The sequence below is a fragment of the Erwinia sp. PsM31 genome (assembly GCF_030433775.1).
GTDB classification, from domain to species: domain Bacteria; phylum Pseudomonadota; class Gammaproteobacteria; order Enterobacterales; family Enterobacteriaceae; genus Erwinia; species Erwinia aeris.
Map to the genome: position 1 here is coordinate 103,952 of NZ_JARUWZ010000011.1, position 26,553 is coordinate 130,504.

General features: G+C 58.6%; 21 protein-coding genes. 5 read left to right on the forward strand and 16 right to left on the reverse strand.

The window, feature by feature from the left end; translation table 11 throughout:
• Nucleotides 1–38: 38 nt before the first annotated feature.
• Together QCD69_RS11145 and ndk are read right to left on the reverse strand one after the other, a co-directional pair.
• Nucleotides 39–1,199 (reverse strand): bifunctional tRNA (adenosine(37)-C2)-methyltransferase TrmG/ribosomal RNA large subunit methyltransferase RlmN, encoded by a 1,161-nt coding sequence (locus QCD69_RS11145; RefSeq protein WP_253459309.1) that lies wholly within the window; start codon nucleotides 1,197–1,199, stop codon nucleotides 39–41.
• 180 nt (nucleotides 1,200–1,379) lie between these two features.
• Nucleotides 1,380–1,811 (reverse strand): nucleoside-diphosphate kinase, encoded by a 432-nt coding sequence (ndk, locus tag QCD69_RS11150; RefSeq protein WP_125289523.1) that lies wholly within the window; start codon nucleotides 1,809–1,811, stop codon nucleotides 1,380–1,382.
• Nucleotides 1,812–2,085: 274 nt separating this feature from the next.
• Here ndk and sseA point away from each other — a divergent pair, with 274 nt between their 5' ends.
• Entirely contained in the window at nucleotides 2,086–2,931 is an 846-nt protein-coding gene (gene sseA, locus QCD69_RS11155) for a 3-mercaptopyruvate sulfurtransferase (protein WP_253459307.1), read from the forward strand.
• A 127-nt stretch (nucleotides 2,932–3,058) separates the two neighbouring features.
• Here the strand turns inward: sseA and sseB are convergent, their stop codons facing one another.
• The 5 genes from sseB to trmJ form a co-directional block, all read right to left on the reverse strand.
• A complete protein-coding gene (sseB, locus tag QCD69_RS11160; RefSeq protein WP_253459304.1) occupies nucleotides 3,059–3,814 on the reverse strand; it encodes an enhanced serine sensitivity protein SseB in 756 nt (251 codons plus the stop codon).
• 47 nt (nucleotides 3,815–3,861) lie between these two features.
• The gene (gene pepB, locus QCD69_RS11165) at nucleotides 3,862–5,145 is read right to left on the reverse strand and encodes an aminopeptidase PepB (RefSeq protein WP_253459300.1); all 1,284 of its coding nucleotides are present in this window, start codon (nucleotides 5,143–5,145) and stop codon (nucleotides 3,862–3,864) included.
• A 130-nt stretch (nucleotides 5,146–5,275) separates the two neighbouring features.
• Nucleotides 5,276–6,457, reverse strand: coding sequence for an IscS subfamily cysteine desulfurase (locus QCD69_RS11170; RefSeq protein WP_253459297.1), 1,182 nt, complete (start codon nucleotides 6,455–6,457; stop codon nucleotides 5,276–5,278).
• A 112-nt stretch (nucleotides 6,458–6,569) separates the two neighbouring features.
• Nucleotides 6,570–7,067 carry a Fe-S cluster assembly transcriptional regulator IscR gene (iscR, locus tag QCD69_RS11175; RefSeq protein WP_253459294.1) on the reverse strand — a complete coding sequence of 166 codons (498 nt, stop codon included), beginning with the start codon at nucleotides 7,065–7,067 and terminating at the stop codon, nucleotides 6,570–6,572.
• Nucleotides 7,068–7,218: 151 nt separating this feature from the next.
• Nucleotides 7,219–7,947: a tRNA (cytosine(32)/uridine(32)-2'-O)-methyltransferase TrmJ gene (trmJ, locus tag QCD69_RS11180; RefSeq protein ID WP_253459291.1), complete on the reverse strand. Its 729-nt coding sequence runs from the start codon at nucleotides 7,945–7,947 to the stop codon at nucleotides 7,219–7,221.
• A 117-nt stretch (nucleotides 7,948–8,064) separates the two neighbouring features.
• Between trmJ and suhB the strand changes: the two genes are divergently transcribed.
• The gene (gene suhB / locus QCD69_RS11185; RefSeq protein WP_253459288.1) at nucleotides 8,065–8,868 is read left to right on the forward strand and encodes an inositol-1-monophosphatase; all 804 of its coding nucleotides are present in this window, start codon (nucleotides 8,065–8,067) and stop codon (nucleotides 8,866–8,868) included.
• Nucleotides 8,869–8,923: 55 nt separating this feature from the next.
• Here suhB and QCD69_RS11190 read toward each other — a convergent pair whose 3' ends face one another.
• Both QCD69_RS11190 and QCD69_RS11195 read right to left on the reverse strand, forming a co-directional pair.
• Nucleotides 8,924–9,925 carry a nickel/cobalt transporter gene (locus tag QCD69_RS11190; protein ID WP_301252044.1) on the reverse strand — a complete coding sequence of 334 codons (1,002 nt, stop codon included), beginning with the start codon at nucleotides 9,923–9,925 and terminating at the stop codon, nucleotides 8,924–8,926.
• Complete coding sequence (locus QCD69_RS11195) at nucleotides 9,916–10,512, reverse strand: DUF1007 family protein (RefSeq protein ID WP_301252084.1); 597 nt, start codon at nucleotides 10,510–10,512, stop codon at nucleotides 9,916–9,918. The genes QCD69_RS11190 and QCD69_RS11195 overlap by 10 nt, the downstream gene beginning before the upstream one ends.
• A 183-nt stretch (nucleotides 10,513–10,695) precedes the next feature.
• On the opposite strand from QCD69_RS11195, the gene csiE reads away from it, so the two are divergent.
• On the forward strand, nucleotides 10,696–11,961 hold the full coding sequence (csiE, locus tag QCD69_RS11200) for a stationary phase inducible protein CsiE (RefSeq protein ID WP_301252045.1): 1,266 nt from the start codon (nucleotides 10,696–10,698) through the stop codon (nucleotides 11,959–11,961).
• A 275-nt stretch (nucleotides 11,962–12,236) separates the two neighbouring features.
• Here the strand turns inward: csiE and QCD69_RS11205 are convergent, their stop codons facing one another.
• Both QCD69_RS11205 and glyA read right to left on the reverse strand, forming a co-directional pair.
• Nucleotides 12,237–13,388, reverse strand: a complete 1,152-nt coding sequence (locus tag QCD69_RS11205; RefSeq protein ID WP_301252046.1) for a 3-phenylpropionate MFS transporter — start codon at nucleotides 13,386–13,388, stop codon at nucleotides 12,237–12,239.
• A gap of 118 nt (nucleotides 13,389–13,506) precedes the next feature.
• A complete protein-coding gene (gene glyA, locus QCD69_RS11210) occupies nucleotides 13,507–14,760 on the reverse strand; it encodes a serine hydroxymethyltransferase (RefSeq protein WP_301252047.1) in 1,254 nt (417 codons plus the stop codon).
• A 333-nt stretch (nucleotides 14,761–15,093) separates the two neighbouring features.
• On the opposite strand from glyA, the gene hmpA reads away from it, so the two are divergent.
• A complete protein-coding gene (gene hmpA, locus QCD69_RS11215; protein WP_301252048.1) occupies nucleotides 15,094–16,278 on the forward strand; it encodes an NO-inducible flavohemoprotein in 1,185 nt (394 codons plus the stop codon).
• Nucleotides 16,279–16,327: 49 nt separating this feature from the next.
• Here the strand turns inward: hmpA and glnB are convergent, their stop codons facing one another.
• The 5 genes from glnB to purL all read right to left on the reverse strand — a co-directional run bounded on the left by glnB (nucleotide 16,328) and on the right by purL (nucleotide 24,761).
• The gene (glnB, locus tag QCD69_RS11220) at nucleotides 16,328–16,666 is read right to left on the reverse strand and encodes a nitrogen regulatory protein P-II (protein WP_125289509.1); all 339 of its coding nucleotides are present in this window, start codon (nucleotides 16,664–16,666) and stop codon (nucleotides 16,328–16,330) included.
• Between the two features lie 141 nt (nucleotides 16,667–16,807).
• Nucleotides 16,808–18,142, reverse strand: a complete 1,335-nt coding sequence (glrR, locus tag QCD69_RS11225) for a two-component system response regulator GlrR (protein ID WP_253459270.1) — start codon at nucleotides 18,140–18,142, stop codon at nucleotides 16,808–16,810.
• Entirely contained in the window at nucleotides 18,139–18,804 is a 666-nt protein-coding gene (gene qseG / locus QCD69_RS11230) for a two-component system QseEF-associated lipoprotein QseG (RefSeq protein WP_253459268.1), read from the reverse strand. Before qseG ends, glrR begins: the two co-directional genes overlap by 4 nt.
• 38 nt (nucleotides 18,805–18,842) lie before the next feature.
• Nucleotides 18,843–20,270: a sensor histidine kinase gene (locus tag QCD69_RS11235; protein ID WP_301252049.1), complete on the reverse strand. Its 1,428-nt coding sequence runs from the start codon at nucleotides 20,268–20,270 to the stop codon at nucleotides 18,843–18,845.
• 600 nt (nucleotides 20,271–20,870) lie between these two features.
• Nucleotides 20,871–24,761, reverse strand: a complete 3,891-nt coding sequence (gene purL, locus QCD69_RS11240) for a phosphoribosylformylglycinamidine synthase (protein ID WP_301252050.1) — start codon at nucleotides 24,759–24,761, stop codon at nucleotides 20,871–20,873.
• A 268-nt stretch (nucleotides 24,762–25,029) separates the two neighbouring features.
• On the opposite strand from purL, the gene mltF reads away from it, so the two are divergent.
• Nucleotides 25,030–26,487, forward strand: a complete 1,458-nt coding sequence (gene mltF / locus QCD69_RS11245; RefSeq protein ID WP_253459260.1) for a membrane-bound lytic murein transglycosylase MltF — start codon at nucleotides 25,030–25,032, stop codon at nucleotides 26,485–26,487.
• Nucleotides 26,488–26,553: the final 66 nt, after the last annotated feature.

Here is a 26,553-nt window from a genome sequence, read left to right on the forward strand (position 1 = left end):
CGCCCTTTTACTCAGCGGACAAGCCGCGAGCCTGGCTTTCAGAGCGCTTTCACAGAAATCGCTTCGCCGGCCATTTTTTTACGCATCGTGCGGCGCGTGCGGTCGATGACTTCACCAGCAAGCTGGCCGCAGGCGGCATCAATATCATCGCCGCGGGTCTTACGCACAATAGTGGTAAAACCATAATCCATCAACACTTTAGAGAAGCGATCGATGCGACTGTTCGAACTCCGGCCATACGGCGCGCCCGGGAAGGGGTTCCACGGAATAAGGTTAATCTTGCACGGCGTCTCTTTCAGCAGCGCGGCCAGCTCATGCGCGTTATCGGTGCTGTCGTTGACGTGATCCAGCATGACATACTCGATGGTCACGCGGCCCTGATTGGCGTTGGACTTGGAGATGTAGCGCGCGACGGAAGCCAGGAAGGTTTCGATATTATATTTTTTGTTGATCGGCACGATTTCGTCGCGGATAGCGTCGTTTGGCGCATGTAGCGAAATCGCCAGCGCTACGTCGATCATATCGCCCAGCTTGTCCAGCGCGGGAACAACCCCGGAGGTGGACAGCGTCACGCGGCGTTTTGACAGCCCGAAGCCGAAATCGTCCAGCATGATTTCCATCGCCGGGACAACATTATTCAGGTTGAGCAGCGGCTCGCCCATGCCCATCATCACCACGTTGGTGATAGGACGCTGGCCGGTCACTTTCGACGCGCCGATAATTTTAGCCGCGCGCCAGACCTGGCCGATGATTTCGGATACGCGCAGGTTGCGGTTGAAGCCCTGCTGCGCGGTCGAGCAGAATTTACACTCCAGCGCGCAGCCGACCTGCGAGGAGACGCACAGCGTAGCGCGATCTTTCTCCGGAATATAAACGGTTTCCACCTGCTGGCCACCGACCGTGATCGCCCATTTGATGGTGCCGTCCGCCGAGCGCTGCTCTTCCGCCACTTCCGGCGCGCGGATTTCGGCCAGCTCTTTCAGCTTGCCGCGGAAAACCTTGTTGATGTCGGTCATCTCATCGAAATCATCACAGCAGTAGTGATAAATCCACTTCATTACCTGATCGGCACGGAACGGCTTTTCGCCCAGGCCAACAAAAAATTCGCGCATTTGCTGACGGTTCAGATCGAGCAGGTTGATTTTTTCTTTTTTTGGCGTGGTGATAGCAGATGACGGGGTGACAATTTGTTCAGACATAATATTCTCTGGCCTCGTTGTTACACGTTATGGCGCTGGGGAGGTTAATAAGAAGTATAAATGAAACGCCCCCGCTGAGCAGGGGCGCATTATTGTACAGGCAGAGCGTCTGCGGATTAAAGGGCGTTATGAAAATAAATTGTAAACGCGCCGCATTCCCCTGCCATCAATAATCAATAATTAACGAGTGCGTGGGCACACTTCGCCTTCGCCAAAGAAGAAGGCGATTTCGCGAGCGGCAGACTCGGCAGAGTCAGAACCGTGGGTCGCGTTCTCGGTGAAGCTGTCCGCGTAGTCGGCACGCAGCGTACCAGCCAGCGCGTTGTCCGGGTTAGTTGCGCCCATCAGATCGCGGTGACGCTGTACGGCGTTTTCGCCTTCCAGCACGGAAACCACTACCGGGCCAGAGGTCATGAATTCAACCAGGCCGTCGAAGAAAGGACGACCCTGGTGTTCTGCGTAGAAGCCTTCAGCCTGCTCTTTGGTCAGGTGCAGCATTTTGGTGCCAACGATTTTGAAGCCAGCGCTTTCAAAACGGTTAAAAATGGCACCAATTACGTTTTTTGCCACCGCGTTTGGTTTTACGATAGAAAAAGTACGTTCGATAGTCATAGTGACCCCTGTTTGATGTCGAGTTTGGCCGGTGAAAAGGCTCCCCGGCCGGGAAAATGGCGCCGATTATAGGGGGCATAAGCCCGCATTCCTATCGGATATTCAACAAATCGTTAAAAAAGTCGCTTAAGCGCCTACAGACTGGCAACCTTAGTGCGCAATCGCGCAAAAATGCTTCAGCTCGCCGCCCGGCGTGGAGAAAACCCGAGAAGATCTTGAGATGCCCGTCAGGATAACCGACACTCAGGGCAACTATTCCTGTTGCGAGGCCGCTATGACTTGCTCTTTGTTTGTGACCGCCGACTGGCTGGCGGAACACTATGCCGATGATGATATTCAGGTACTGGACGCGCGTATGCTGCCGCCGGGCCAGGAGAAGGTTCGCGATATTCAGGCGGAGTACCGTGCGGGCCATCTCCCGGACGCGCCTTTTTTCAATATCGAAGCGCTTTCCGACCCTGCCAGCCCTTATCCGCATATGCTGCCGCGAGCGGAAGCTTTTGCCGTGGCGATGCGCGAGCTGGGCGTCAGCAGCGAAAAACATTTAGTGGTTTACGATGAGGGTAATCTCTTCTCTGCGCCGCGCGCCTGGTGGATGCTGCGTCAGTTCGGCGTAGCCTCGGTTTCCATTCTGGCTGGCGGACTGAGCGGCTGGCGCGAAGCCGGTTACGAGGTGGCTACCGGCGACGTCGCGCTGCCGGAAGCGGAGTTCGAGGCCAGTTTCGATCCGGCCGTGGTGAAGCGGATCACCGACGTGATGGTCATCAGCCATGAAGGCGGCGCGCAGATTGTCGACGCCAGAGCCGCCAACAGGTTTTACGGTGAAGTGGACGAGCCGCGTCCGGGCCTGCATCGCGGTCATATTCCCGGCAGCCTGAACGTGCCGTGGAACGAACTGGTGGAAAACGGTCAGCTGAAGTCGCCGGAGGCGCTGACGGCCATTTTCCAGCGTCAGGGCGTGAAGCTCGACGAGCCGGTGGTGGCCAGCTGCGGCTCCGGCGTGACGGCGGTCGTGCTGATCCTGGCGCTGACGTCGCTGGGCGTGGAAAACGTCACGCTCTATGACGGCTCCTGGGGCGAATGGGGTAGCCGCGACGATTTGCCGATCGCTACCCGATAAACAGTCGCCCCGGCGGCCGGAAGGAAAGCCTTATTAAGACGGGCGATGGCGATCGATATTCAGCGCGGCTATTTACACTGGCCGCGCTGTTTTAACGCCATCAGCAAAGCAGAAGTCGCCCGGCGGTTTACAGGATCCTGTCCTGCTTAAGCGAGCGCAGGAAGCTGCCCCACCGCCGTTCATAAAAGGGCGTGATATGCGCGGTAAAGAAGTGGCTGATATTGTCATTATCCACTACTTCGCAAATATCTACCGGCTCATCCTCTAACAGCGTATCGGTCGCCACGCTGCCCGCCGCCTGAATGATATTTTCGATATCACCGTCGGCTTCAATGCCAATTAGCAAATTAGGCTTCGCGTCCGCCGCTTCTTTAATATGCGCTACCCATGCGCGCCGCACCTGCTTATGTTTAGCAAACAGCTCCGTCAGCGAGGCGATGGTTTGCGCAGGCGGTTCGGCAATTTCCGACAGCAGCAGCGAAGCGCCGCCTTCCAGCACCGTTTGCTGGCTCAGGGCGTTGCCCTCTTTCCCCAACAGGCTGCTGATTTCCCCCGGCGAAAACTCTTTGCCGACGGGCAGTTTGGGATTCAGAAACAGCGTTTCGCCCTGGGTCATGGCAAACAGCGTGCGTACCGGCATCACCAGAAAAGGCTGTTCTTCGGTGACGGCCTGCTGTAGCGCCTGCTCTGAGGTGAAAAAGGGAATAATGCTGGTGCCGTCCTCTTTTTCCCAGTGCTGCAGCTCCGCATCGGCCTGCTCCACGCTTTCGCCAGGCACCCAGACGCTGGCTTCCATCAGTAACGTAAAGAACTCCGGGCGGTGCGCAGGCTCGGTCGCCGCCAGTTTCAACACCTCTTCCAGGCGCTGGTTGATTTCGTTCATTGCTTGCTTCCAGTCAAAGCGCCGGGCGCAGCGCCCGGCTACACGTTCTATTTCAGCAGCAGATTCGCCACGGTACGTACGCCCAGTCCGGTCGCGCCGGCAGACCACTGATCCACCGCGCCTTTACGGTAGGTCGCTGAGCAGTCGATATGCAGCCAGCCCTGCTGATAGTGCTTCACAAAGTGCGACAGAAACGCGGCGGCCGTGCTGGCGCCTGCCGTATGCGAAGGCGCGGCAATATTGTTTAAATCGGCAAAGTTAGAAGGCAGATAGCCGCGATGGAACTCGGCCAGCGGCAGTCGCCAGAAAGGTTCGTTCTCGCTGGCGGCGCTCTCCAGCAGCGACTGCGCCAACGCGTCATCAAAGCTGAACAGCGCGTGATAATCGTTGCCCAGCGCCGTTTTGGCCGCGCCGGTCAGCGTCGCCGCATCGATCATCAGCTGCGGGTTCTGTTCGCTGGCGTCGATCAGGCCGTCCGCCAGCACCAGGCGCCCTTCCGCATCGGTGTTCATCACCTCTACGCTTTTCCCGTTGCGGTAACGAATAATATCGCCCAGACGGAAAGCGTTGCCGCTGACCATGTTGTCGGCGCAGCAGAGATACAGCTTCACGCGCTTATCCAGTCCGCGATCGATAGCCAGCGCCAGCGCGCCGGTCAGCGTGGCGGCACCGCCCATATCCGACTTCATTGAATCCATCGAGCCGCTGGGTTTCAGGCTGTAGCCGCCGGTATCAAAGGTGATGCCTTTGCCCACCAGGCAGGCGAAGACCGGCGCTTTCTCATCGCCCGTCGGGTTATAGTCCAGCGCCAGCAGCGCCGGGCTGCGTGTTGAGCCGCGTCCTACCGTATGCAGACCGCTGTAGCCCTGAAGACGCAGATCCTCGCCTTTGGTAATGCGGTAGCTGGCCTTTTCGCCCGCCACGCCGCAGAGCAGATCGACCGCGCGCTGCGCCAGCTGCTCCGGGCTAAGTTCTTCCGCCGGAAGGTTGATGGTGTCGCGCACCCAGTCGATGATTTTCAGACGACGATCGAGCTCGGCCCGATCCGCCTCGCTCAGCGCGGCCCATTCAACTTTTCTTTCGCCTTTCGGCCCGCGATAGCCCTGCCAGAAGGCCCAGCTTTTTTCCAGGTCCCAGTCGCCCTGCAGGCTGACGTGACGAATGCCCTGCCCGTCGATTTTGCGCGCCGCGCGCTGAATGGTGGTCAGCACATCGCCGCCGTTAAGGTGGATGGTCATGCCGCTGTCGTTGCTGGTCAGGGTCGCTTTTTCGCCCCAGCGCGCATCCGCCGCTGTCGTCGACAGCGTAATGATCATTGGCGTGGTTGTCATAACCTGGCTCCTTGTTAAAAATTTGTTATATCGACCTTGCAACGGCCGACGGCAGCGATAACGCTGCCTGTTCGTTTTAAGATTAACAGATTAAGCATAACGGGCTAAACAGCCCGTAGAACGGAAAAGATTAGCGCGAAGACGCCGCTCGCCATTGCGGAGACAAGTCACGCAGGCGGGTAATGGATTTACGCACCAGCTCGATAGCGTATTCGATCTCCTCACCCGTGGTAAAGCGCCCCAGCGAAAAGCGCAGCGAACTGTGCGCCAGCTCTTCGCTCAGGCCCAGCGCGCGCAGGACATAGGAAGGTTCAAGGCTGGCCGAGGTGCAGGCGGAGCCGGAGGAGAGCGCCAGATCTTTCAGCGCCATAATCAGCGATTCGCCGTCCACGTGCGCAAAGCTGACGTTAAGGATATTCGGCGCGCTCTGCTCCAGGCTACCGTTAAGATACACCTCGTCAATTTCGCTCAGGCCCGCCCACAGGGTTCTGCGCAGCAGGTTAAGCCGGGCGCTTTCGCTGCTCATCTCTTCCTTTGCGATACGGTAGGCCTCGCCCATGCCGACGATTTGATGCACGGGCAGCGTGCCGGAACGCATGCCGCGCTCGTGACCACCGCCGTGGATCTGCGCGGCGATACGGATACGGGGCTTTCTGCGCACGTAAAGTCCGCCGATGCCTTTCGGGCCATAGAGCTTATGCGCGGAAAAAGACATCAGGTCGACTTTCAGCTCGCTGAGATCCACCGGCAGCTTGCCGACGCTCTGCGTGGCGTCAACGTGGAAGAGAACGCCGCGCGACTGGCACAGTTCGCCGATAGCTGCAATATCCTGCACCACGCCGGTTTCATTATTGACGTGCATAATGGAAACCAGGATGGTGTCGTCGCGCATCGCGTCCTGCAGCTGTTGCAGCGTGATAATGCCGTCGGCCTGCGGGGCCAGGTAAGTTACCTCGAACCCTTCGCGCTCCAGCTGGATACAGGTATCCAACACGGCTTTGTGCTCGGTCTGGCTGGTGATGATGTGTTTGCCTTTCTCCTGCTGGAGTTCGGCCGCGCCTTTGATGGCCAGATTATCGGATTCGGTTGCGCCAGAGGTAAAAACGATTTCGCGGGGATCGGCACCAATTAGTTCGGCAACCTGGTTGCGGGCGACGTCGACCGCTTCTTCCGCCTGCCAGCCAAAGCGATGGGAGCGGGAAGCCGGATTGCCAAAAGTCCCGTCAAGGGTCAGAAACTGCACCATTTTTTGCGCTACGCGGGGATCGGCGGGCGTGGTGGCGGCGTAATCAAGGTAAATCGGGACTTTCATTGCGTTGAACTCCGTACAGTTAAGTATGTCATTCAATGCGGTCTGCCGCGTCGGTGACCATCGTCCCCGACACAGAGTGGTATGAGGACGACGGCTTTCGCCGCCGCTTTAATCAGGCTCGCAGATTGACGTTAATCGTTTCATGCAGGCGGCCGGCCGGCACGCGCGCTTTTTCAGTGTTGTTCTGACGATCGGCCACATCCAGGATTTCCTGGTTGTTCACCAGTTCCGCCAGCGTAATGTTGTTCAGGAAGTCGCTGATGCGCTCGCTCAGGTCGCGCCACAGCACGTGGGTCAGACAGCGTTCGCCGCCCTGACAGCCTTCTTTGCCCTGACACTTGGTCGCATCTACAGACTCATCCACGGCGGTGATCACCGCGCCAACCGCAATCTCGCCGGACGCTTTGCCCAGCAGATAGCCGCCGCCTGGCCCACGTACGCTGGCCACCAGACCGTTTTTACGCAGGCGAGAGAAAAGCTGCTCCAGGTAGGACAGCGAAATGCCCTGACGCTCTGAAATATCAGCTAAAGGTACTGGCCCTTCGTGCGAGTGCAGCGCAACATCAAGCATAGCGGTAACGGCATAACGGCCTTTGGATGTCAGTCTCATGGCGTAAACGACCTCGGTTGTTCGTGAACATTTGATGGTCGAAGTCTGCCATTCCTGAGTGTTTTGGTCAACTATTTAACCGAGTAATTCACTCAAGTATTTAACCTGGTAATTTACTCAACTATTACCGCTGCTTTTTTGCGCGCCTCGACTATTTCTCGCTCTTTGGCTTTTCCAGCGAAGAGAGCATGCCGCGCAGAATATTCAGCTCGTCGCGCTCCGGACGCGCCCGCGTATAAAGGCGGCGCATCTTGCTCATCACCTGGCCGGGATTGCCTTCACGTATAAAGCCGCTTCTCACCATCATCTGTTCCATATGCTGGTAAAAGCGCTCAAGGTCGTCGACCAGCGGATAAGGCGACTCTTCGTAGTCGGGCTGTGTGGTTTCCTGCGATTGCAAAAACGCCATGCGCACTTCATAAGCGATGATCTGTACCGCCATCGCCAGGTTGAGCGAGCTGTACTCCGGGTTAGCGGCAATGGCTACGTGATAGTGGCACTTTTGCAGCTCTTCGTTGGTCAGGCCCACGCGCTCGCGGCCAAACACCAGCGCAACCGGCGCCTGCTGCCCTTCCTGCACGCTCTTGATGCCGCACTCGCGCGGATCGAGCATCGGCCACGGTAGCGAACGCGAACGGGCGCTGGTGCCAACCACCAGACTGCAACCGGCCAGCGCTTCATCAAGCGTGTCAACGATGTGCGCTTCGCCAATCACGTCGCTGGCGCCAGCGGCCAGTGCGATAGCCTGCGAGTCAGGTTTGACCAGCGGATTGACCAGATAAAGGTTGGTCAGGCCCATGGTTTTCATCGCGCGAGCGACGGATCCCATATTGCCGGTGTGAGAAGTTTCCACCAGCACGATTCGGATGTTATGCAGCATAGGAGTTCAGGTCTGTGAGATAATTTGCCAATGTTAACATATTTTCAGGACTTTTACCGAGCCCCCTGCTATAATCCGCGCCGTTTTCCGTTCTTTAACATCCAGTGAGAGAGACCGATGCATCCGATGCTCAACATCGCCGTGCGCGCTGCGCGCAAGGCCGGTAATTTAATTGCCAAGAATTATGAAACGCCAGACGCCGTTGAAGCCAGCCAGAAAGGCAGCAACGACTTCGTTACCAATGTTGACCGCGACGCCGAGCGCCTGATTATTGAGGTGATCCGCAAGTCTTATCCAAAGCACACCATTATTTGTGAAGAAAGCGGTGAGCTGCCCGGAGAAGACAAGGATGTGCAATGGGTTATCGATCCACTGGATGGCACTACTAACTTCATTAAGCGCCTGCCGCATTTCTGTATTTCTATCGCCGTACGTATCAAAGGCCGCACCGAAGTGGCCGTGGTTTACGATCCAATGCGTAACGAACTGTTCAGCGCCGTACGCGGCCAGGGCACCCAGCTGAACGGCTATCGCCTGCGCGGCTCCACCGCTCGCGATCTGGATGGCACCATCCTGGCGACCGGTTTCCCGTTCAAGCTGAAGCAGCACGCCACGCCGTATATCAATATCGTGGGTAAACTCTTTACCCAGTGCGCGGATTTCCGTCGCACCGGTTCTGCCGCGCTGGATCTGGCTTACGTTGCCGCCGGCCGCGTGGACGGCTACTTTGAAATCGGCCTGAAGCCGTGGGATTTCGCCGCGGGCGAGCTGCTGGTACGTGAAGCAGGCGGCCTGGTGACCGACTTCGTTGGCGCGCATGGCTATATGCACTCCGGCAACATCGTCGCCGGTAACCCACGCGTGGTAAAAGCGATGCTGGCGACCATGCGCGACGAGCTGAGCGAAGCGCTGAAGCGCTAAATCACTCTCAAGAAAGGGCTGAACGTTTGTTCAGCCCTTTTTTATTGCCGCGCATTTAAAAAAGCGGTCGTATCCCGCCGGATAACGCAGGCTGCGCGCTCAACCACAGCATTACGCCGGTTGCCAGCAGCAGCAGGCCGCCTGCCAGCGACAGCGTTGCCCAGATAAAAGCGCGATCGCTCTGCGCGTTTTCTCGTCGACTCAGCTTCAGCGCCAGCGCGCGCGAAACCTGCACCAGCACGGCCATAGCCGTTACCGTAACGGCCGTTCCCACCGCCATCGCCAGTGCGGAAAGCACGCCCCATGCGTAAACACCGATCACTTTAGAAAACAGCAGCATCATAATCGCGCCGGAGCACGGCCGCAGCCCCATTGACAGCACCACCAGCGCTTTGGTTTTACCGCTGACCGCCTTATCCAGCATTCCGCTATCCGGCACGTGCTGATGCCCGCAGCCGCAGTGTGCGCCGTGCCGATGGCCCTGTTCTACAGGCATCAGGCGGCGAACGGCAAGCCGGGGCTTTTTCAGCAGGCGCACAATTCTGCCGCCCGCTCGCCAGCACAACCACAGCCCCAGCCCGACTACCAGCAGATAACTGCCCTTTTCCAGCCAGTAGCTGCCCACATGCAGCTGGCGGGAAGAGAGCTGTAGCACCACCAGCATTATCGTCACCAGCGCAATCGCCACGCCGCCCTGTAGGAGGGCTGCGGCCAGGGTCAGCCGGATGCTGGTGTTCATCTTCGTGGGATGCGTAGCCAGAAACGTTGCAATCACTACTTTGCCGTGGCCCGGCCCAAGCGCGTGCAGGATGCCATAAATCAGGCTGAACCCCATCAGCGTCAGGCCGACCTGATGCGGCCGGCTTGCCACCTGCTGCAGCAGCGCCGTCATCTCCACATGCAAATTGCGCTGCCAGACCACGCTTTGCAGCAATAATTGCGGCCAGTACAGCCAGGCTGTCACACCCGCTGCGATAAATACCAACAGCAGCAGATAAAGCGGCCACGCCTGAAGCCAGCGGCTGCGGGATCGCTGCGCTACGGGCATCACTGACATAATAAGGTCACCGTTTGGGCAAACTGGCGGCCAAGATCCATATCGGCTGGCGGCGCATCGGCTTTATCCAGCGACAGCGCATAGGCCTGAAGCGAAGCATTGGGGTTGGGCGTTTTAAGCGTAAATCGGCAGCGCTGCGCCAGCTCTGGCGGAAGATGCAGCGATTGTTCGGATGCAAAAGTCATATCGACAAAGTAAGTCGGATCGAAAATGGAAAAGGTGTAGCGCTGTCCGGCCAGCGGCTGCGGTTCGTCCAGCGGCAGAATAAACTCCAGCACGGCTTTGTTTCCCTCTCGCGACAGCCGGTATTCCGGCGGTAAGTTGCCAAATTTCACCGGCTTGCCTTTATGCCAAAACTCGGCGAAATAATGCTGCGCCATCACGTTGGCCATCACTTCCGCCGCCAGTTTTTTCCAGACCACCGAATCCGGTTTGGCTTTGCCCGCGTCGTACAATAAATCGGCGGAGGTGATCTCATCCATCACCCAGTGCATTTTCAGGCCGGTCAGCCGATCGTCCTGCTGCACCAGCGTGGCCTGCATAGCGATAAAGCTATGGGGATGGCTCCATGCTTGCGGCATTACCATCAGCAACGCTATGCACAGCAGTCTGATAAAAATGTTATAACGTAACAACACCTGCTCCTTATCCAACCGGTGAAAAAATCTGTGACCTGCCTTAAAAGCTACAAAAAAATCTGCTGGCTGTCGGTTTAGTCCGACCGGGTCACGCTATTCTTAGCGGGGTGACTTTTATCGGGACAGCAGATCATGACTCAACCTCTAATCGGGCCAGCTGCTTTCTCCAGTCCGCAGCGACGCTGCCATCTGCTATTACTGCTTTATCTGCCAGGCAGCGTCACGCTGGAGCTATTGTGCCAGCTCAACGGCGTGGATCCTTCCGTGGCCCGGCAAGATATAGCGGAGGTCACGGCAGAAATCCAGCGCTATCACCGGCTGTCGCTGCTACAGCACGCTACTGACGGCTATCGGATTGACGGTGCGGAACTGGATCGGCGGCTTTGCCTGCTGCACTGGCTTAAACGCGCGCTGCGGCTAAGCCCTGATTTTGTTCGGCAGCATTTTTCTCCGGCGCTGAAGCAGCAGCTGCAAACGCTGCGGATAGAAAAAGCCCTTTATGATGACCATAACCTGAATGCGCTGGTTCACCACTGCGCGCAGGGTTTGTCACGAGAGTTTACGCCGCGCGACTGTCAGTTTCTGGCGCTGTTTATGCAGCATTCGCTGGGTCGCCAGGCGCCCCTGTCATTTAATGAGGCCCAGCAGGCCTGGCTGGCAAAGCGTCGGGAATATCAGGTAGCGCAGGAGATTGTGCAGCACTGGCAAAAACGCTGTAAGGCCGCGCCGGAGGCGAATATTGCCTGCTTGCTTGCCCTGCTGTTCAGCCAGCTTCATACGCCCACCCTCGCCGGGATCCGTCATGACTATGAGCAGCAGCTGCTTGCCGATATTTATCGGCTGATTGAGCAATTTCAGATGCTTTCCGGTCACCGTATCGGCAACGTGCAGGGCCTGTGCGAACAGCTCTATACGCACATGGCGCAGGCGCTGGAGCGATCCCTGTTTGGTATCGGCATTGATAACAGCCTGGCGGAAGAGGTTCTGCAGCTTTATCCACGGCTGTTGCGTACCACCCAGGCGGCAATAGTCAGCTTTGAACAGCGCTACTCGCTGCGTTTTTCTGAAGAAGAGATGGGGCTTATTGCTATTATTTTCGGCGCGTGGCTGATGCAGGAAAACGTGCTGCAGGAAAAGCAGGTACTGCTGCTAACAGGAAAAGATGCCGCGCTGGAAAAAGAGCTCGAACAGCAGCTCCGCGAACTGACGCTGCTGCCGCTGAACATCAAATATCTGGACGTGGCGGAATATCAGCGCAGCAGCGCCCCAAAGGGTATTGCGCTGGTGATTACGCCCTATGCCACGCCGCTGCCGCTCTACTCTCCGCCGTTAATCCATGCGGAACTGCCGCTACAGCCGCATCAGCAGGATCGTATCAGGCTACTGCTGGAGTCCTGACCTGGGCCTGCGAAAAGCAGGTTAGAACTTGCGGGCAAAGCACCTGTTTTGCATAAAATCAATGCCCAATGGCTCTGAATACCTTGTTGCCTGATTTTTACTTTTTGCCTGTTGAGAGGCCGCCGCCCGTGCGGTTAACTGTGTCGCCTTTTGTGAATGATAAGGATTGTGCCGTAAGGTTTAACGGCTACATTATCGTCAAGCATAAGTGCTGAGGTACTTCCCCCAATGCGCTACGCGCAAAGGGGGAGTATTTTAGCAAAGCCGCAGTGCGATTAGGTTTTCGCGGCAATGCGAGCGCTCTTTTCCGGCCGCAGAAACAGCGCCGGCACCACCAGCAGCGCCATCACCCAAAATATATCGCCGTGCAGATGCTGGAACAGCGCCCCGCAGACTATCGTCATTACCGCAATGCCGCCGCCCATCGCCAGCGCCGAATATACGGACTGCAGACGAATAACCTCGGCGCCTTCCCTGGCGGCGATAAAGCGCATCGCCGCCAGGTGACAAATGGTAAAGCTGCCGCAGTGCAGGATCTGCGCTACGATCAGCAGCGGCAGCGCCGTGGTTGAGGCCATCAGGCTCCAGCGGATCAGCGCACATACGCCGGAGAGCAGCAGCAGGTCCCGTGCGGTCCAGCGCCCAAAAAGCCGGTTGCTGGAGGCAAACACGATAATTTCTGCCACCACGCCCAGCGACCAGAGGTAGCCCACCACGCTCGCCGAATAGCCTGCATCCTGCCACCAGATAGCGCTAAAGCCATAATAGGCCGCGTGCGCGCCCTGCATCAGGGTGACGCAGAGCAGAAAGCGCCAGGATGATTTCAGCAGCCGCTGCCAGTCCTGCCAGCCCGCACGTGCGACAACCTTGTCGCTCCCCTGCGGCGGGGTGGCCGGGCGAAGCAGCATCCCGCCGAGCATCGCCGCCGTTCCTGCACAGAGCAGCCACAGGATCGCCTGGTAAGAGAAAGCGTTAACCAGCACGCCGGTCAGCGCCGAGCTGATAACAAACGCCAGCGATCCCCACAGCCTGACCGGGCCGTAAGCCATTGCAATCTGCCGTTGCCAGGTGGCGGCCAGCGCGTCGCTCAGCGGCACCAGCGGAGAGAAAAACAGGTTGAAGCCAATCATGATCAGCAGTATCCAGACCCAGAACGCGCTAAACCAAAAGCCCAGGGCAAACAGCAGCGACAGCCCCGCCAGCAGACGCAGCACGCTAATCAGGCGCGAAGGCGTCGTCACGCGGGAAGCGATAAGCAGGCTGCCGGTAAAGCGGGAAACCATGCCGACGCCTAATAAAAGGCCGATTTTTTCCGCATCAAGTCCGATGCCTTTCAGCCAGACGGCCCAGAACGGCAGCCAGACGCCGTAGGTAAAGAAGTAGGTGAAGTAGCCCAGCCCCAGCCACCACGCAGAACGGATTGCCATTTTTCCTCCGGCAATGTACAGACGAAAAAAACGGGACGTAGCGTCCCGTTTCGTTGTCGCGCCGGAAAATTCTCCGGCGTTCTGAAGCGGGATACAGCATCCCGCAGGCTTATGGCTTTTACGCGTACACCGGGAAGCGGGCGCACAGTTCCAGCACCTGCTTTTTCACGCGTTCGATGGTCGCTTCATCGTTGATATTGTCAAGGATGTCGCTGATCCAGCCGGCCAGCTGGCGCACTTCCGCTTCCTTAAAGCCGCGACGAGTCACCGCTGGCGAGCCAATACGGATGCCGGAAGTCACAAACGGGCTTTTCGGATCGTTCGGCACGCTGTTTTTGTTAACGGTGATGTTGGCACGGCCCAGCGCCGCATCAGCTTCTTTACCGGTCAGGCCTTTGCTCACCAGATCGATCAGGAACAGGTGGTTATAGGTGCCGCCGGAAACGATGTCGTAACCGCGCTCCAGCAGGACTTCCACCATCGCTTTAGCGTTTTTGGCAACCTGCTGCTGATAGACCTTGAACTCCGGCTCCATCGCTTCTTTCAGCGCTACCGCTTTACCGGCAATCACGTGCATCAGCGGGCCGCCCTGGCCACCAGGGAAGACGGCGGAGTTCAGCTTTTTATAGAAATCTTCATCGCCGCCCTTCGCCAGGATCAGGCCGCCGCGTGGGCCCGCCAGGGTTTTATGGGTGGTGGTGGTTACGATATGCGCGTGCGGAACCGGGTTCGGGTAAACGCCTGCGGCAATCAGACCGGCGACGTGCGCCATGTCGACAAACAGGTAAGCGCCGATGCTGTCAGCGATTTCACGCATTTTCGCCCAGTCGCAGATGCCGGAGTAGGCAGAGAAACCGCCGATGATCATTTTCGGCTTGTGCTTCTGCGCCTGCGCGGCCAGATCGTCATAATCGATTTTGCCGGTCTCGTCGATGCCGTAAGGCACCACGTTGTACAGCTTGCCGGAAAGGTTAACCGGGGAGCCGTGGGTCAGATGGCCGCCGTGCGCCAGGTTCATGCCCAGAATGGTGTCGCCCGGCTGCAGCAGCGCGGTATAAACGGCAAAGTTAGCCTGAGAACCGGAGTGCGGCTGCACGTTGGCGAAATCGGCGCCGAACAGCTCTTTAGCGCGATCGATCGCCAGCTGCTCTACGATATCAACATACTCACAGCCGCCGTAGTAGCGCTTGCCCGGATAGCCTTCCGCATATTTGTTGGTCAGCTGAGATCCCTGCGCCTGCATGACGCGCGGACTGGTGTAGTTTTCCGAAGCAATCAGTTCAATATGCTCTTCCTGACGCACTTTCTCCTGCTCCATTGCCTGCCACAACTCGGCATCATAATCGGCAATATTCATATCACGCTTTAACATCCGCTTCTCCTGACTCAGCTAACAATCTATTCGGCATTGAACGGCCCTTTTGGGCGAAGGCCAACAGTGTAAACCGTTTTGCCTGCTCAGGGATAGCCGGAAAGCAGGGTTTTTACGCAAACGATTGGCTCCAGCGCTGGCAAGGGTTAGTTCTCTTTTTCCCTGGCGTGGCGGCTCGTCTGTTTCATCATCATCTACGTGCAGGTTTTTCAACATCGTCCTTTTTTTATGGTAATAAATGCCCTTGTCTGGTTAAAGGTTATTTACAGCGTGACGCGTTTCGCTATAAGATGTATTTAAAATGCAACTTATAAAAATCCTCAGGAGTTCGCCATGTTAGACGCCCGCACTATCAGCACCATCAAAGCGACCATCCCGGCTTTGCTGGCTACCGGCCCCGCCCTTACCGCCCACTTTTACGATCGGCTGTTCAGCCATCATCCGGAGCTGAAAGACATCTTCAATATGAGCAACCAGCGCAACGGCAACCAGCGTGAAGCGCTGTTCAACGCTATCTGCGCCTATGCGGGCAATATTGAAAACCTGCCCGCTATTCTGCCGGCGGTTGAGAAAATCGCGCAGAAGCACACCAGCTTTGCCGTGCAGCCTGAACATTACCAGGTAGTGGGCGAACACCTGCTGGCCACGCTGGATGAGATGCTCAGCCCCGGCCAGGAAGTGCTGGATGCGTGGGGAAAAGCCTATGGCGTGCTGGCCAACGTGTTTATTAAGCGTGAAGAAGAGCTGTATGAGGCGTCGGAACAAAAAGTGGGTGGCTGGCGGACGCCGCGCGCGTTCCGCATCAGCGAGATTACGCCACAAAGCGAAGTAATAAAAAGTATTGTCTTTAGCCCGGTTGATGGTCAGCCGGTAGCCGATTATCAGGCCGGGCAGTATCTGGGCGTCTGGCTGCGGGAAAAAAGCTTTGCTAATCAGGAGATCCGCCAGTATTCCCTGACGCGTTCGCCAAACGGCAAAGATTACCGGATTGCGGTGCGGCATGAGGCGGGCGGAACGGTTTCCGGCTGGCTGCACGATCACGCCAAAGTGGGCGACGAGGTGCGCCTGGCAGCGCCTGCCGGAGATTTCTTCCTGAATATCACGCCGCAAACGCCGGTCACGCTGATTTCAGCGGGCGTCGGTCAGACGCCGATGCTGGCGATGCTGCACGTGCTGGCGGAACAGCACCACCCTGCGCCGGTACGCTGGCTGCACGCGGCAGATAACGGCAAAACCCACGCTTTTGCTGATGAGGTTGTAGCGACGGGCCAGCAGCTGGCGCAGTTTTCACAGCATATCTGGTATCGGGATCCGCAGCCCGACGATAGCGATCGCTATCAGACGCCGGGCCTGATGGATCTGCTGCCGATCGCAGAGCAGCTCAGCGATCCGGCCATGCACTTCTATCTTTGTGGCCCGGTCGGCTTTATGCAGCATATCGCTGAACAGCTGGTGAGCATGGGAGTAGCGGTTGAGCGCGTGCACTATGAGGTATTCGGCCCGCATAAAGTGCTGTAATACGCAAAAGGCCGGATAGTCCGGCCTTTTTTACCTGAAGACAGGCGACTCAGATCGCTTCTTCATCTTCTTCGCCGGTACGGATACGCACCACGCGCGCCACGTCGAAGACAAAAATTTTGCCATCGCCGATTTTCCCGGTCTGGGCGGTGCGCATAATCGTTTCCACGCAGGTATCCACAATATCGTCGGCGATAACGATCTCGATTTTAACTTTCGGCAGAAAATCGACCATATATTCCGCGCCGCGATAAAGTTCGGTGTGCCCTTTCTGGCGGCCAAACCCCTTCACTTCGGTCACGGTCATCCCGGTGATGCCGACTTCAGCCAGCGCCTCGCGCACATCATCCAGTTTGAACGGTTTGATAATTGCATCGATCTTTTTCATGGCAGACCCTTGTTGTTCCCTCGCCAGCCGGAGGGTAAGCGTATTCAGTATATGTGCAGCAGACAGGATCCGCCGCGCGGTCTGTCACTTTTGCCGGGCAGATAAACTATCATATCTGCACCGCGATGCGGCACAAAAAAACTATTCTTTAAAATCAGAGGCATCCAGCTCATGGCGCGACAGCAGCTTGTAGAATTCCGTGCGGTTGCGTCCGGCCAGGCGCGCTGCGTGCGTCACGTTGCCTTTGGTCATTTGCAGCAGCTTGCGCAGGTAGTTCAGCTCGAACTGGTTTCTGGCCTCGACAAAAGTTGGCAGCGCCGTGTTTTCGCCCGCCAGCGCCTGCTCCACCAGCGCTTCACCTATTACCGGCGCGGAGCTTAACGCCACGCACTGCTCGATGACGTTAACCAACTGGCGCACGTTGCCCGGCCAGCTTGCGGCGATCAGGCGCTTCATCGCATCGGTAGAAAAGCTGCGGACAAAGGGCTTATGCCTTTCGGCGGACTGCTTCAGCAAATGGTTCGCCAGCAGCGGAATATCTTCCGCGCGTTCGTGCAGCGCCGGCAGGCGCAGCGTCACCACGTTCAGACGATAATAGAGATCCTCGCGGAACTCTTTTTTCTCCATGGCCTTCGGCAGATCGCGATGCGTGGCGGAAATGATACGCACGTTAATATCCAGATCGCGATTGCTGCCCAGCGGCCGCACCTTGCGCTCCTGCAGCACGCGCAACAGCTTGACCTGGAGCGCCTGCGGCATATCGCCGATTTCGTCTAAAAACAGCGTGCCGCCTTCTGCGGCCTGAAACAGCCCTTCGCGCTGGCTCACCGCGCCGGTAAAAGCGCCTTTTGCGTGGCCGAACAGCTCGGACTCCAGCAGCTGCTCCGGCAGCGCGCCGCAGTTAATCGCGATAAAAGCCTTGCCGGCTCTCGGGCTGGCGGCATGAATCGCCTGCGCCAGGATCTCTTTTCCGGTTCCGCTCTGGCCGTTGATCAGCACGCTGACGTCGGACTGCGCCACCATCCTGGCCTGGTCCAGCAGCCGCAGCATCACCGGGCTGCGGGTAACAATGCTTTCCCGCCAGGCGTCGTCGCTGGCCGGCGCGCGATGTGCCAGAGCCTGATCGATGGCGCTATAGAGCGCGTCGCGATCCACCGGCTTGGTTAAAAAGCTGAATACGCCCTGCTGCGTGGCGGAAACGGCTTCGGGGATCGAGCCGTGAGCGGTAAGAATAATCACCGGCATGCCGGGATGGCTTTTCTGCACCTCGGCAAACAGCGCCAGACCGTTCATTTCATCCATGCGCAGGTCGCTGATGACCAAATCAATGCGCTCGTTTTGCAGCGTGCGCAGCGCCTCCGGCCCGCTTTCGGCGGTGGATACGCTAAACCCTTCGCTGCCCAGGCGCATCCCTAACAGCTTTAACAGGCCGGGATCGTCATCCACCAGCAGCAGGTTTGCCGATTTTTTTATCATCGCTGCGCTCCTTTTTCCGCGTCGTTTTTCTCGCTGTGGCCGTCGCTGCCGTCGGGCGAACGGCGCGTGGAGAGCTGACGTTCAATATCCGTTAGCGTGTCCAGCTTGCGTCGGGTGACTTTAAGCTCGCTGTTCAGCGTCGCCTGCTGCTGGCGCAGCGCGTCCAGCTGGGCATCGCTGGTCTGCTGCAAATGATGGTAGCGGGTGCGCTCCTCGGAGAGCTGCAGCTGCGCCATTTGGTTATCGCGCCACAGCTGAAGCAGCGGGCGCACGGCGGCGGGATAGTCGCGGCTGAAGGCGTCCAGCTGGAGCATATACTGACGCCGCTCGACGGGCGTGACGTTACCGTTGGCCATCAGCACCGCCTCTTTGAAAGCGCCCTGCCAGCTGTCGCCGCCCTGCTGGCGTGCCTGAGCGCGCGCGTCAGCGGCAGAAAGCCGCGCCGCGCAGTCTGTCGCCCGCAGCCAGTAAAGCGGATTGCTGGTTTTGCTCTCTTCCACGTCCCAGATCCGGGCGCAGTCCACCAGCCGGTAGTCCACTATCTTTGCTTCCGGTTCTACGGGCGCGCTATGACCCACGATTTTAGCGCCGGGCGCGTCGCTCGCGCAGGCGGCCAGCAGGCCAGCCAGCAGCGCGGCTGCCGTGTATTTGCCCAGCTGCATAACCGATCCCGCAGCCGGAAAAAAGAAAGGTAATCGCATTATTTGTTCTCGCCAATGGAGTTAAGTTCGATGCGAAAGCAGACGTCGGCCTCTTTACTGGCGGTCAGCTGTAGATCGCCCAGCAGGCGATGCACGCAGTCTTTGGCGATGCTCAGGCCCAGACCGCTGCCTTTTACCGCGCCTTTGCGCTGCTGGCTTCCCTGAAAGAAAGGCTCAAAAATCATCGCCCGCTCCGCATCCGGTATCGGCGTGCCGCTGTTGGCGACCTCGATGATGACCTTGCGGCCCTGCGGCCAGCTGCGGATCCAGATGGTACCGGATTCATCGCCGTAGTGTATCGCATTCGAATAGAGATTATCGATCGCCCTTGTCAGCAGGGCTTCATCCGCCCGGCAGGCGGTGGCGGTCAGGGCAATATCGGTCTGGATCAGGCGCTTGCGTGCCGTGAGGTTGTGGCTGCTGACGATGCGCTCGATCAGCGGTTGCAGCTCCACCGGCTTCAGCACCACCTGCGCCTCTGAAAGCTTGCGGTTATAGTCCAGCAGCTGTTCAATCAGCCGTTGCAGATGGCGGCTGCTTTCGTCGAGGATGGCGACCACCTCGCGCTGATCGGTGGTCAGCGGGCCGGCGACTTCATCCGCCAGCAGCGCCGTCCCTTCACGCATGCTGGCCAGCGGCGTTTTCAGCTCGTGAGAGATATGGCGCAGGAATTCATGTCGCTGCGATTCAAGCCAGGCCAGGCGCTCGCTAAGCCATAAGATCCGCTGGCCGAGAGAACGCAGCTCGCGCGGGCCTTTCAGCGCGAGATTGTGCCCGGCCGAACGCCCTTCACCCAGCCGGTTGATCATGCGCTCGACCGCCTTGACCGGCCCGATGATCATGCGGGTAAACAGCACCACCAGCCCTAAACTGAGCAGAAACAGGATCAGCGCCTGCCAGCCGAAATACTGGCCGCGTTCGGCTATTTCGCGCTGCAGCTGTAGCCCACGTGAAAATACTGCATCACGCGTGGACTGCACCAGCCGGCCGTTGACGGCGGAAAAACGTTCCAGATTGTCGGAAGCCGTCTTAACAGGACTGCTGTTGTCGCACGCTATTTTCGCCAGTCCGGACAGCAGCTGCTGCAACGACTGCGTTAGCCGATCGTCGGGCACCGCCGCCGCCTGCTCTTCCAGCATGCGGGCATATTTGGTTCGTTGAGTCTGATAAAGGTTCGCCAGCATCGGATCGTCCAGCACGCAGTACTGGCGGTAGCTTCGTTCCAGTTCAAGCGCGGTGCGCGCCATCGCCTCGCTGCGGCGCACATCGGTCAGCGTATTGCGATTGATATCGGCCGCCTGATTGCTCAGCGCGGAGAGGCTTTCCCACGCCTGCCAGGCGAGCACCAGCAGCGGCAGCAGCACCAGCAGAAAGGCCATCAGCACCAGCTGGCGCAGCGATCGGGGAAACAGACGCCATTTTTTCACGGGAAGCTCTCCTGTTTTTAGTCAGCCCGATGCTAACGGAGTGTGCTGCGAGAGGAAAGCCTTAGCGTAAAACGAAAAACGGCAGGCTCAGGGAGCCTGCCGTCATGCGATGCGATGCCGGGATCCCGACATGCCTGAATAGGTGGTGCCTAACTCAACGTTGCGCCCTGAGTGTGATAGAGCCGGAGCTGTATCGGTCTCGCTGGACGGCAGGCACCGTATTGTGCGTCATTCGGAACGTTATGAAGCGCTTGACCGCTTGCGCAGGGCTGTCATAACCAGGTGAATGAGCCGCTGGGCCTAGTATAGCAAATTCCATGCCATGTTTGGAATTAAATTATAACGCTTTATTTTAAATAGCTTTTTAAAAACAGTACGGCGCAATGGCGTCAGAAGAGTTCGCCCGGCTGGCAGAAAGTGTCGCCGTTCGGGAACAGGATTAGGATTAACCTCAGGAACACAGCATAATCAATAAGTTAAATGTCGCCATTAAGAGACACCCGATTGACGGCCTGTCGCTATTTTGCAACGGTTGTTCACCATCGGCTCAGAAAACATAAAAAAAGGCAGCCGAAGCTGCCTTTAAGGTTGAGGCTAAACTTAACCAAGCTGCTTACGCGCGTTGCGGAAAATCCGCATCCATGGGCTGTCTTCGCCCCACTCTGCCGGATGCCAGGAGTTGCTGACCGTGCGGAAAACGCGTTCCGGGTGCGGCATCATAATGGTGACGCGGCCGCTTTCGTTGGTCACCGCCGTGATCCCGTTCGGCGAGCCGTTCGGGTTAGCCGGATACTGCTCGGTCACCTTGCCGAAGTTGTCGACAAAGCGCAGCGCCACCAGGCCTTTATGCTCCAGCGTGGCCAGATGGGCCTCGTCGCGCACTTCCACAAAGCCTTCGCCGTGCGAAACGGCAATCGGCATCTGCGATCCCGCCATGCCGGCCAGCAGCAGCGACGGGCTGGCCGCCACTTCCACCAGGCTGAAACGGGCCTCGAAGCGCTCTGACTGGTTACGCACAAAGCGCGGCCAGGCTTCGCTGCCGGGGATCAGCTCGCGCAGGTTGGACATCATCTGACAGCCGTTGCAGACGCCCAGCGCCAGCGTTTGTGGACGATGGAAGAAGGTTTCAAACTCGTCGCGCACGCGATTGTTGAACAGGATGGATTTGGCCCAGCCTTCGCCCGCGCCCAGCACGTCGCCGTAGGAGAAACCGCCGCAGGCCACCAGCGTCTGAAAATCCGCCAGATCGCGACGGCCAGCCAGCAGATCGCTCATATGCACGTCGACCGCATCAAACCCGGCGCGATGGAAAGCCGCCGCCATCTCGACGTGGGAGTTAACGCCCTGCTCGCGCAATACGGCCACTTTTGGCCGCGCGCCCGTTGCGATATAAGGCGCCGCGATGTCTTCTTCCGGCCGGAAGGTCAGCTTCACGTTCAGGCCCGGATCGAGATCGTTTTTCTTCGCTTCATGTTCCTGATCGGCGCACGCCGGATTGTCGCGCAGGCGCTGCATCTGCCAGGTGGTTTCTGCCCACCAGGTACGCAGAGTGCTGCGGCTTTCGCTGTAGACTGCCGAATTGCCGGAGGTGATCACAAAACGATCGCCAGGCAGCGCGCGGCCCAGCATGTGCACGCAGTCTGCCAGTCCCTGAGCGGCAAAAACCTGCTCTACGTATTCACGATCGGCCGCCGCAATCTGAATGACGGCGCCCAGCTCTTCGTTAAACAGCGCGGCCAGCGCATCGCTGCCCAGCGCGGCGATATCCGCTTCAACGCCGCAGTGGCCGGTAAAGGCCATTTCCGCCAGCGTCACCAGCAGGCCGCCGTCGGAGCGGTCGTGATAGGCCAGCAGCTTCTCTTCCGCCACCAGCGTCTGCATGGCCGTGAAGAAGCCCGCCAGCCGCTGCGCATCGCGCACGTCGGCAGGCTTGTCGCCCAGCTGACGATACACCTGCGACAGCGCCGTCGCGCCCAGCGCATTCACGCCCTGGCCAAGGTCGATCAGCAGCAGCGCATTGTCATGGTTGGCGGTTTGCAGCTGCGGCGTCACGGTGCGGCGCACGTCTTCCACGCGGGCAAAAGCGGTGATCACCAGCGAAAGCGGCGACGTCATTTCGCGCTGCTCGGTGCCCTGCTGCCAGCGGGTTTTCATCGACATGGAGTCTTTGCCGACCGGGATAGTGATGCCCAGCGCCGGACAAAGCTCCTCGCCTACCGCTTTAACGGCTTCATAAAGCCCGGCGTCTTCGCCTGGATGGCCTGCCGCCGCCATCCAGTTAGCGGAAAGCTTGATGCGCTTTAACGAACCAATCTGCGTGGCGGCGATATTGGTAAGCGCCTCGCCTACCGCCAGGCGGCCGGAAGCGGCAAAATCCAGCAGGGCTACCGGCGCGCGCTCGCCCAGCGCCATCGCCTCGCCGTAATAGCTGTCGAGGCTGGCGGTGGTCACGGCGCAGTTGGCGACCGGGATCTGCCACGGCCCCACCATCTGATCGCGCGCAACCATGCCGGTAACGGTACGGTCGCCGATGGTGATCAGGAAGGTTTTTTCCGCCACGCTCGGTAAATGCAGCACGCGTTTAACGGCATCGGCAACGGTAATGCCTTCCCGCGCCAGCGGCTCGCCTTTGGCTTTCAGCGTGACGGCTTCACGGGTCATCTTCGGCGTTTTGCCCAGCAGCACGTCCAGCGGCATATCGATCGGCTTGTTATCGAAATGGCTGTCGCTCAGCGACAGGTGCATCTCTTCCGTGGCTTCGCCGATAACGGCGTAAGGCGCGCGCTCACGCTGGCAAAGCGCAGCGAACTGCGCCAGTTTGTCCGGCGACACGGCCAGCACGTAACGCTCCTGCGACTCGTTACACCAGACTTCCAGCGGGCTCATGCCCGGCTCATCGCTGAGGATATCGCGCAGGTTGAAGCGGCCGCCGCGTTCGCCGTCGCTGACCAGCTCCGGCATGGCGTTAGACAGACCGCCCGCGCCCACGTCGTGGATAAACAGGATCGGGTTCTCTTCGCCCAGCTGCCAGCAGCGGTCGATCACTTCCTGACAGCGGCGCTCCATCTCCGGGTTGTCGCGCTGTACCGAGGCGAAATCGAGATCCGCATCGGACTGGCCGGAAGCCATAGAAGAGGCCGCGCCGCCGCCCAGGCCGATATTCATCGCCGGGCCGCCCAGCACGATCAGCTTCGCGCCCACCGTGATTTCGCCTTTCTGCACGTGATCGGCGCGAATATTACCGATGCCGCCGGCCAGCATAATCGGCTTATGGTAGCCGCGCAGCTCGACACCGTTGTGGCTGTTAACTTCTTCTTCATAGGTACGGAAGTAGCCGGTCAGCGCCGGACGGCCGAACTCGTTGTTAAACGCCGCGCCGCCCAACGGGCCTTCAGTCATGATATCCAGCGCGGTAACGATGCGGTCAGGCTTGCCGAAATCCTCTTCCCACGGCTGTTCAAAACCGGGAATGCGCAGGTTGGAGACGGAGAAACCCACCAGGCCCGCTTTGGGCTTCGCGCCGCGTCCGGTTGCGCCTTCATCGCGGATTTCACCGCCGGAACCGGTTGCCGCACCGGGCCACGGCGAAATCGCCGTCGGGTGGTTGTGGGTTTCCACCTTCATCAGGATATGCGCCTCTTCCTGATGGAAATCGTAGCGGCTTTCCGCATCGGCATAGAAGCGGCCAACCTGCGAGCCTTCCATCACCGCCGCGTTATCTTTATAGGCGGACAGCACGTGATCCGGCGTTTTCTCAAAGGTGTTTTTGATCATTTTGAACAGCGATTTTGGCTGCTGTTCGCCGTCGATGATCCAGTCGGCGTTAAAGATTTTATGACGACAGTGCTCTGAGTTCGCCTGGGCGAACATATACAGCTCAATGTCGTTCGGGTTGCGCCCGAGTTTTTCAAAAGCCTGCTGCAGATAGTCGATTTCGTCTTCCGCCAGCGCCAGGCCCAGCCTGCGGTTGGCCAGCTCCAGCGCCGTACGGCCTTCGCCCAGCACGTCCACGCTGGTGAGCGGAGCCGGTTCATGATGCGCGAACAGCCGTTCGGCCTGCGACAGATCGCTGAGCACCACTTCCATCATGCGGTCATGCAGCAGCGCGCCCAGCTGCGTCCACTGCGCTTCGGTCAGCTGCGGCGCTTTGATGTAGAAGGCCAGCCCGCGCTCCAGGCGCGTCACCTGCGGCAGATCGCAGTTGTGGGCGATATCGGTCGCCTTGGAAGACCACGGGGAAATCGTTCCCGGACGAGGCGTCACCAGCAGCAGGCGACCTTCGGGGGTATGTTCGGCGAGAGAAGGACCATATTTCAGCAGGCGCTGTAAACGGGCTTTTTCAGCCTCGTCAAGCGGCGCGCTGACATCGGCGAAATGGACGTACTCGGCGTAAATGTCACTCACCGGCAGGTGAGCGTCCTGAAAGCGGGCCAGCAGTTTGTTAATACGAAATGCCGACAGAGCGGGCGAACCACGCAGAATTTCCATCATTAAAGATCTCTCGTCAGAGCGCCAGGCGACGCTTCTTTGGGCGCAACAGGGGAAAACGGGCGCCATTATAAAGAATCCCCACCTGTTACGAAACCGTTTGCGCAGAATTAATCGGCACAGGGAATTGCCTGAAAAGCGCACAATTCCGCACAAATCTGGTTGCGCCGCCGCAGGGAGTTGCGCAAAATGCCCCACGCTCAGGGACCATTAAAGACCACAAATACTGCCGTTACAGACAGAATCCTGAGAGAAATCGAGAGATAACTATTTGAAACGCCTGAAAATTAATTATCTGTTCATCGGGCTGGTGACGGTACTGCTCGCGCTTGCGCTGTGGCCGTCGATCCCGTGGCACAGCAGCGGGCTGGACCGAACGGAACAGATAAAAGCACGGGGAGTGTTGCGCGTCAGCACGCTCAATTCGCCCCTGACTTACTACACAGTGAATAAAGCACCGGCCGGTATGGATTACGAGTTGGCGAAACGCTTTGCCGATTATCTGGGCGTAAAGCTGCAAATCACGGTGCGTCAAAACCTCAGCGAGCTGTTTGACGACCTGGAAGAGGATAAAGCGGACGTGCTGGCGGCGGGGCTAATCTACAACAGCGATCGCCTGTCGCGCTTTCGCACCGGCCCGACCTACTATTCCGTTTCCCAGCAGCTGGTTTACCGGATGGGCAAGCCGCGTCCGCCGAATCTGGGCGCGCTGAAGGGTCGCCTGACGGTTGCGTCCGATTCCGCGTTCGCTTCGACGCTGCGCGATATCCGGCAAAATCAGTATCCCGATCTGGACTGGGCCATCTCTACCGATCAGAGCCCGAATGCCCTGCTGGAAGCGGTGGCGGACGGCAAGCTCGACTATACGGTGGGCGATTCGGTGTCGATCGCGCTGCTACAGCGGATCCATCCGCAGCTGGCGGTGGCTTTCGATATCACGGATGAAGAGCCGGTGACCTGGTATATGGCGCGCGACGAAGATGACAGCCTGTATGCGGCGATGCTGGACTACTTTAACCAGATGGCGGAAGAAGGCGCGATGGCGCGGCTGGACGAGAAGTATCTGGGCCACGTCGGCACCTTCGACTATGTCGATACCCGCACTTTTCTGCGCGCCATCGACAGTATGTTGCCTGCTATCCGCCCGCTGTTTCAAAAATACGCCAGCGAGATCGACTGGCGGCTGCTGGCGGCTATTTCCTGGCAGGAGTCGCACTGGAACCCGCAGGCCACCTCGCCTACCGGCGTGCGCGGTATGATGATGCTGACCCGCAATACGGCGGACAGCGTCAACGTCAGCGACAGAACCGATCCGGAACAGAGCATTCGCGGCGGCAGCGCGTATCTGGTGAAAATGATGGAGAAGGTGCCGCCGACCATCCCGGAAGATGAGCGCATCTGGTTCGCGCTGGCGGCGTATAACATGGGCTACGCGCATATGCTGGACGCGCGCAGGCTGACCGAAAAGCAAAAAGGCAATCCGGACAGCTGGGCCGACGTCAAGCAGCGGCTGCCGATGCTGAGCCAGAAACGCTATTACAGCCAGACCACCTACGGCTACGCGCGCGGCCAGGAAGCCTACAACTATGTGGAGAACATCCGCATTTACCAGCTGAGCCTGGTGGGCTATTTACAGGATCAGGAAAGGAAGCTGGCGCAGCAGGCGGCAATGGAAGCGCAGCTGGGTAAAGGCTATCCGGCCGTGGAGCCGCAGGTGGCGATGAACTGAATGTGGGCGCGGCGAACGGCGGGGAAGTAAAAACACCCTGAGCGCGGCACGGGCGACATTTTATGC

Coding starts and splice junctions, on each gene's coding strand:
- QCD69_RS11145 (WP_253459309.1), bottom strand. CDS start 1,199: ATGTCTGAACAAATTGTCACCCCGTCATCTGCTATCACCACGCCAAAA.
- ndk (WP_125289523.1), bottom strand. CDS start 1,811: ATGACTATCGAACGTACTTTTTCTATCGTAAAACCAAACGCGGTGGCA.
- sseA (WP_253459307.1), top strand. CDS start 2,086: ATGACTTGCTCTTTGTTTGTGACCGCCGACTGGCTGGCGGAACACTAT.
- sseB (WP_253459304.1), bottom strand. CDS start 3,814: ATGAACGAAATCAACCAGCGCCTGGAAGAGGTGTTGAAACTGGCGGCG.
- pepB (WP_253459300.1), bottom strand. CDS start 5,145: ATGACAACCACGCCAATGATCATTACGCTGTCGACGACAGCGGCGGAT.
- QCD69_RS11170 (WP_253459297.1), bottom strand. CDS start 6,457: ATGAAAGTCCCGATTTACCTTGATTACGCCGCCACCACGCCCGCCGAT.
- iscR (WP_253459294.1), bottom strand. CDS start 7,067: ATGAGACTGACATCCAAAGGCCGTTATGCCGTTACCGCTATGCTTGAT.
- trmJ (WP_253459291.1), bottom strand. CDS start 7,947: ATGCTGCATAACATCCGAATCGTGCTGGTGGAAACTTCTCACACCGGC.
- suhB (WP_253459288.1), top strand. CDS start 8,065: ATGCATCCGATGCTCAACATCGCCGTGCGCGCTGCGCGCAAGGCCGGT.
- QCD69_RS11190 (WP_301252044.1), bottom strand. CDS start 9,925: ATGTCAGTGATGCCCGTAGCGCAGCGATCCCGCAGCCGCTGGCTTCAG.
- QCD69_RS11195 (WP_301252084.1), bottom strand. CDS start 10,512: ATGGTAATGCCGCAAGCATGGAGCCATCCCCATAGCTTTATCGCTATG.
- csiE (WP_301252045.1), top strand. CDS start 10,696: ATGACTCAACCTCTAATCGGGCCAGCTGCTTTCTCCAGTCCGCAGCGA.
- QCD69_RS11205 (WP_301252046.1), bottom strand. CDS start 13,388: ATGGCAATCCGTTCTGCGTGGTGGCTGGGGCTGGGCTACTTCACCTAC.
- glyA (WP_301252047.1), bottom strand. CDS start 14,760: ATGTTAAAGCGTGATATGAATATTGCCGATTATGATGCCGAGTTGTGG.
- hmpA (WP_301252048.1), top strand. CDS start 15,094: ATGTTAGACGCCCGCACTATCAGCACCATCAAAGCGACCATCCCGGCT.
- glnB (WP_125289509.1), bottom strand. CDS start 16,666: ATGAAAAAGATCGATGCAATTATCAAACCGTTCAAACTGGATGATGTG.
- glrR (WP_253459270.1), bottom strand. CDS start 18,142: ATGATAAAAAAATCGGCAAACCTGCTGCTGGTGGATGACGATCCCGGC.
- qseG (WP_253459268.1), bottom strand. CDS start 18,804: ATGCAGCTGGGCAAATACACGGCAGCCGCGCTGCTGGCTGGCCTGCTG.
- purL (WP_301252050.1), bottom strand. CDS start 24,761: ATGATGGAAATTCTGCGTGGTTCGCCCGCTCTGTCGGCATTTCGTATT.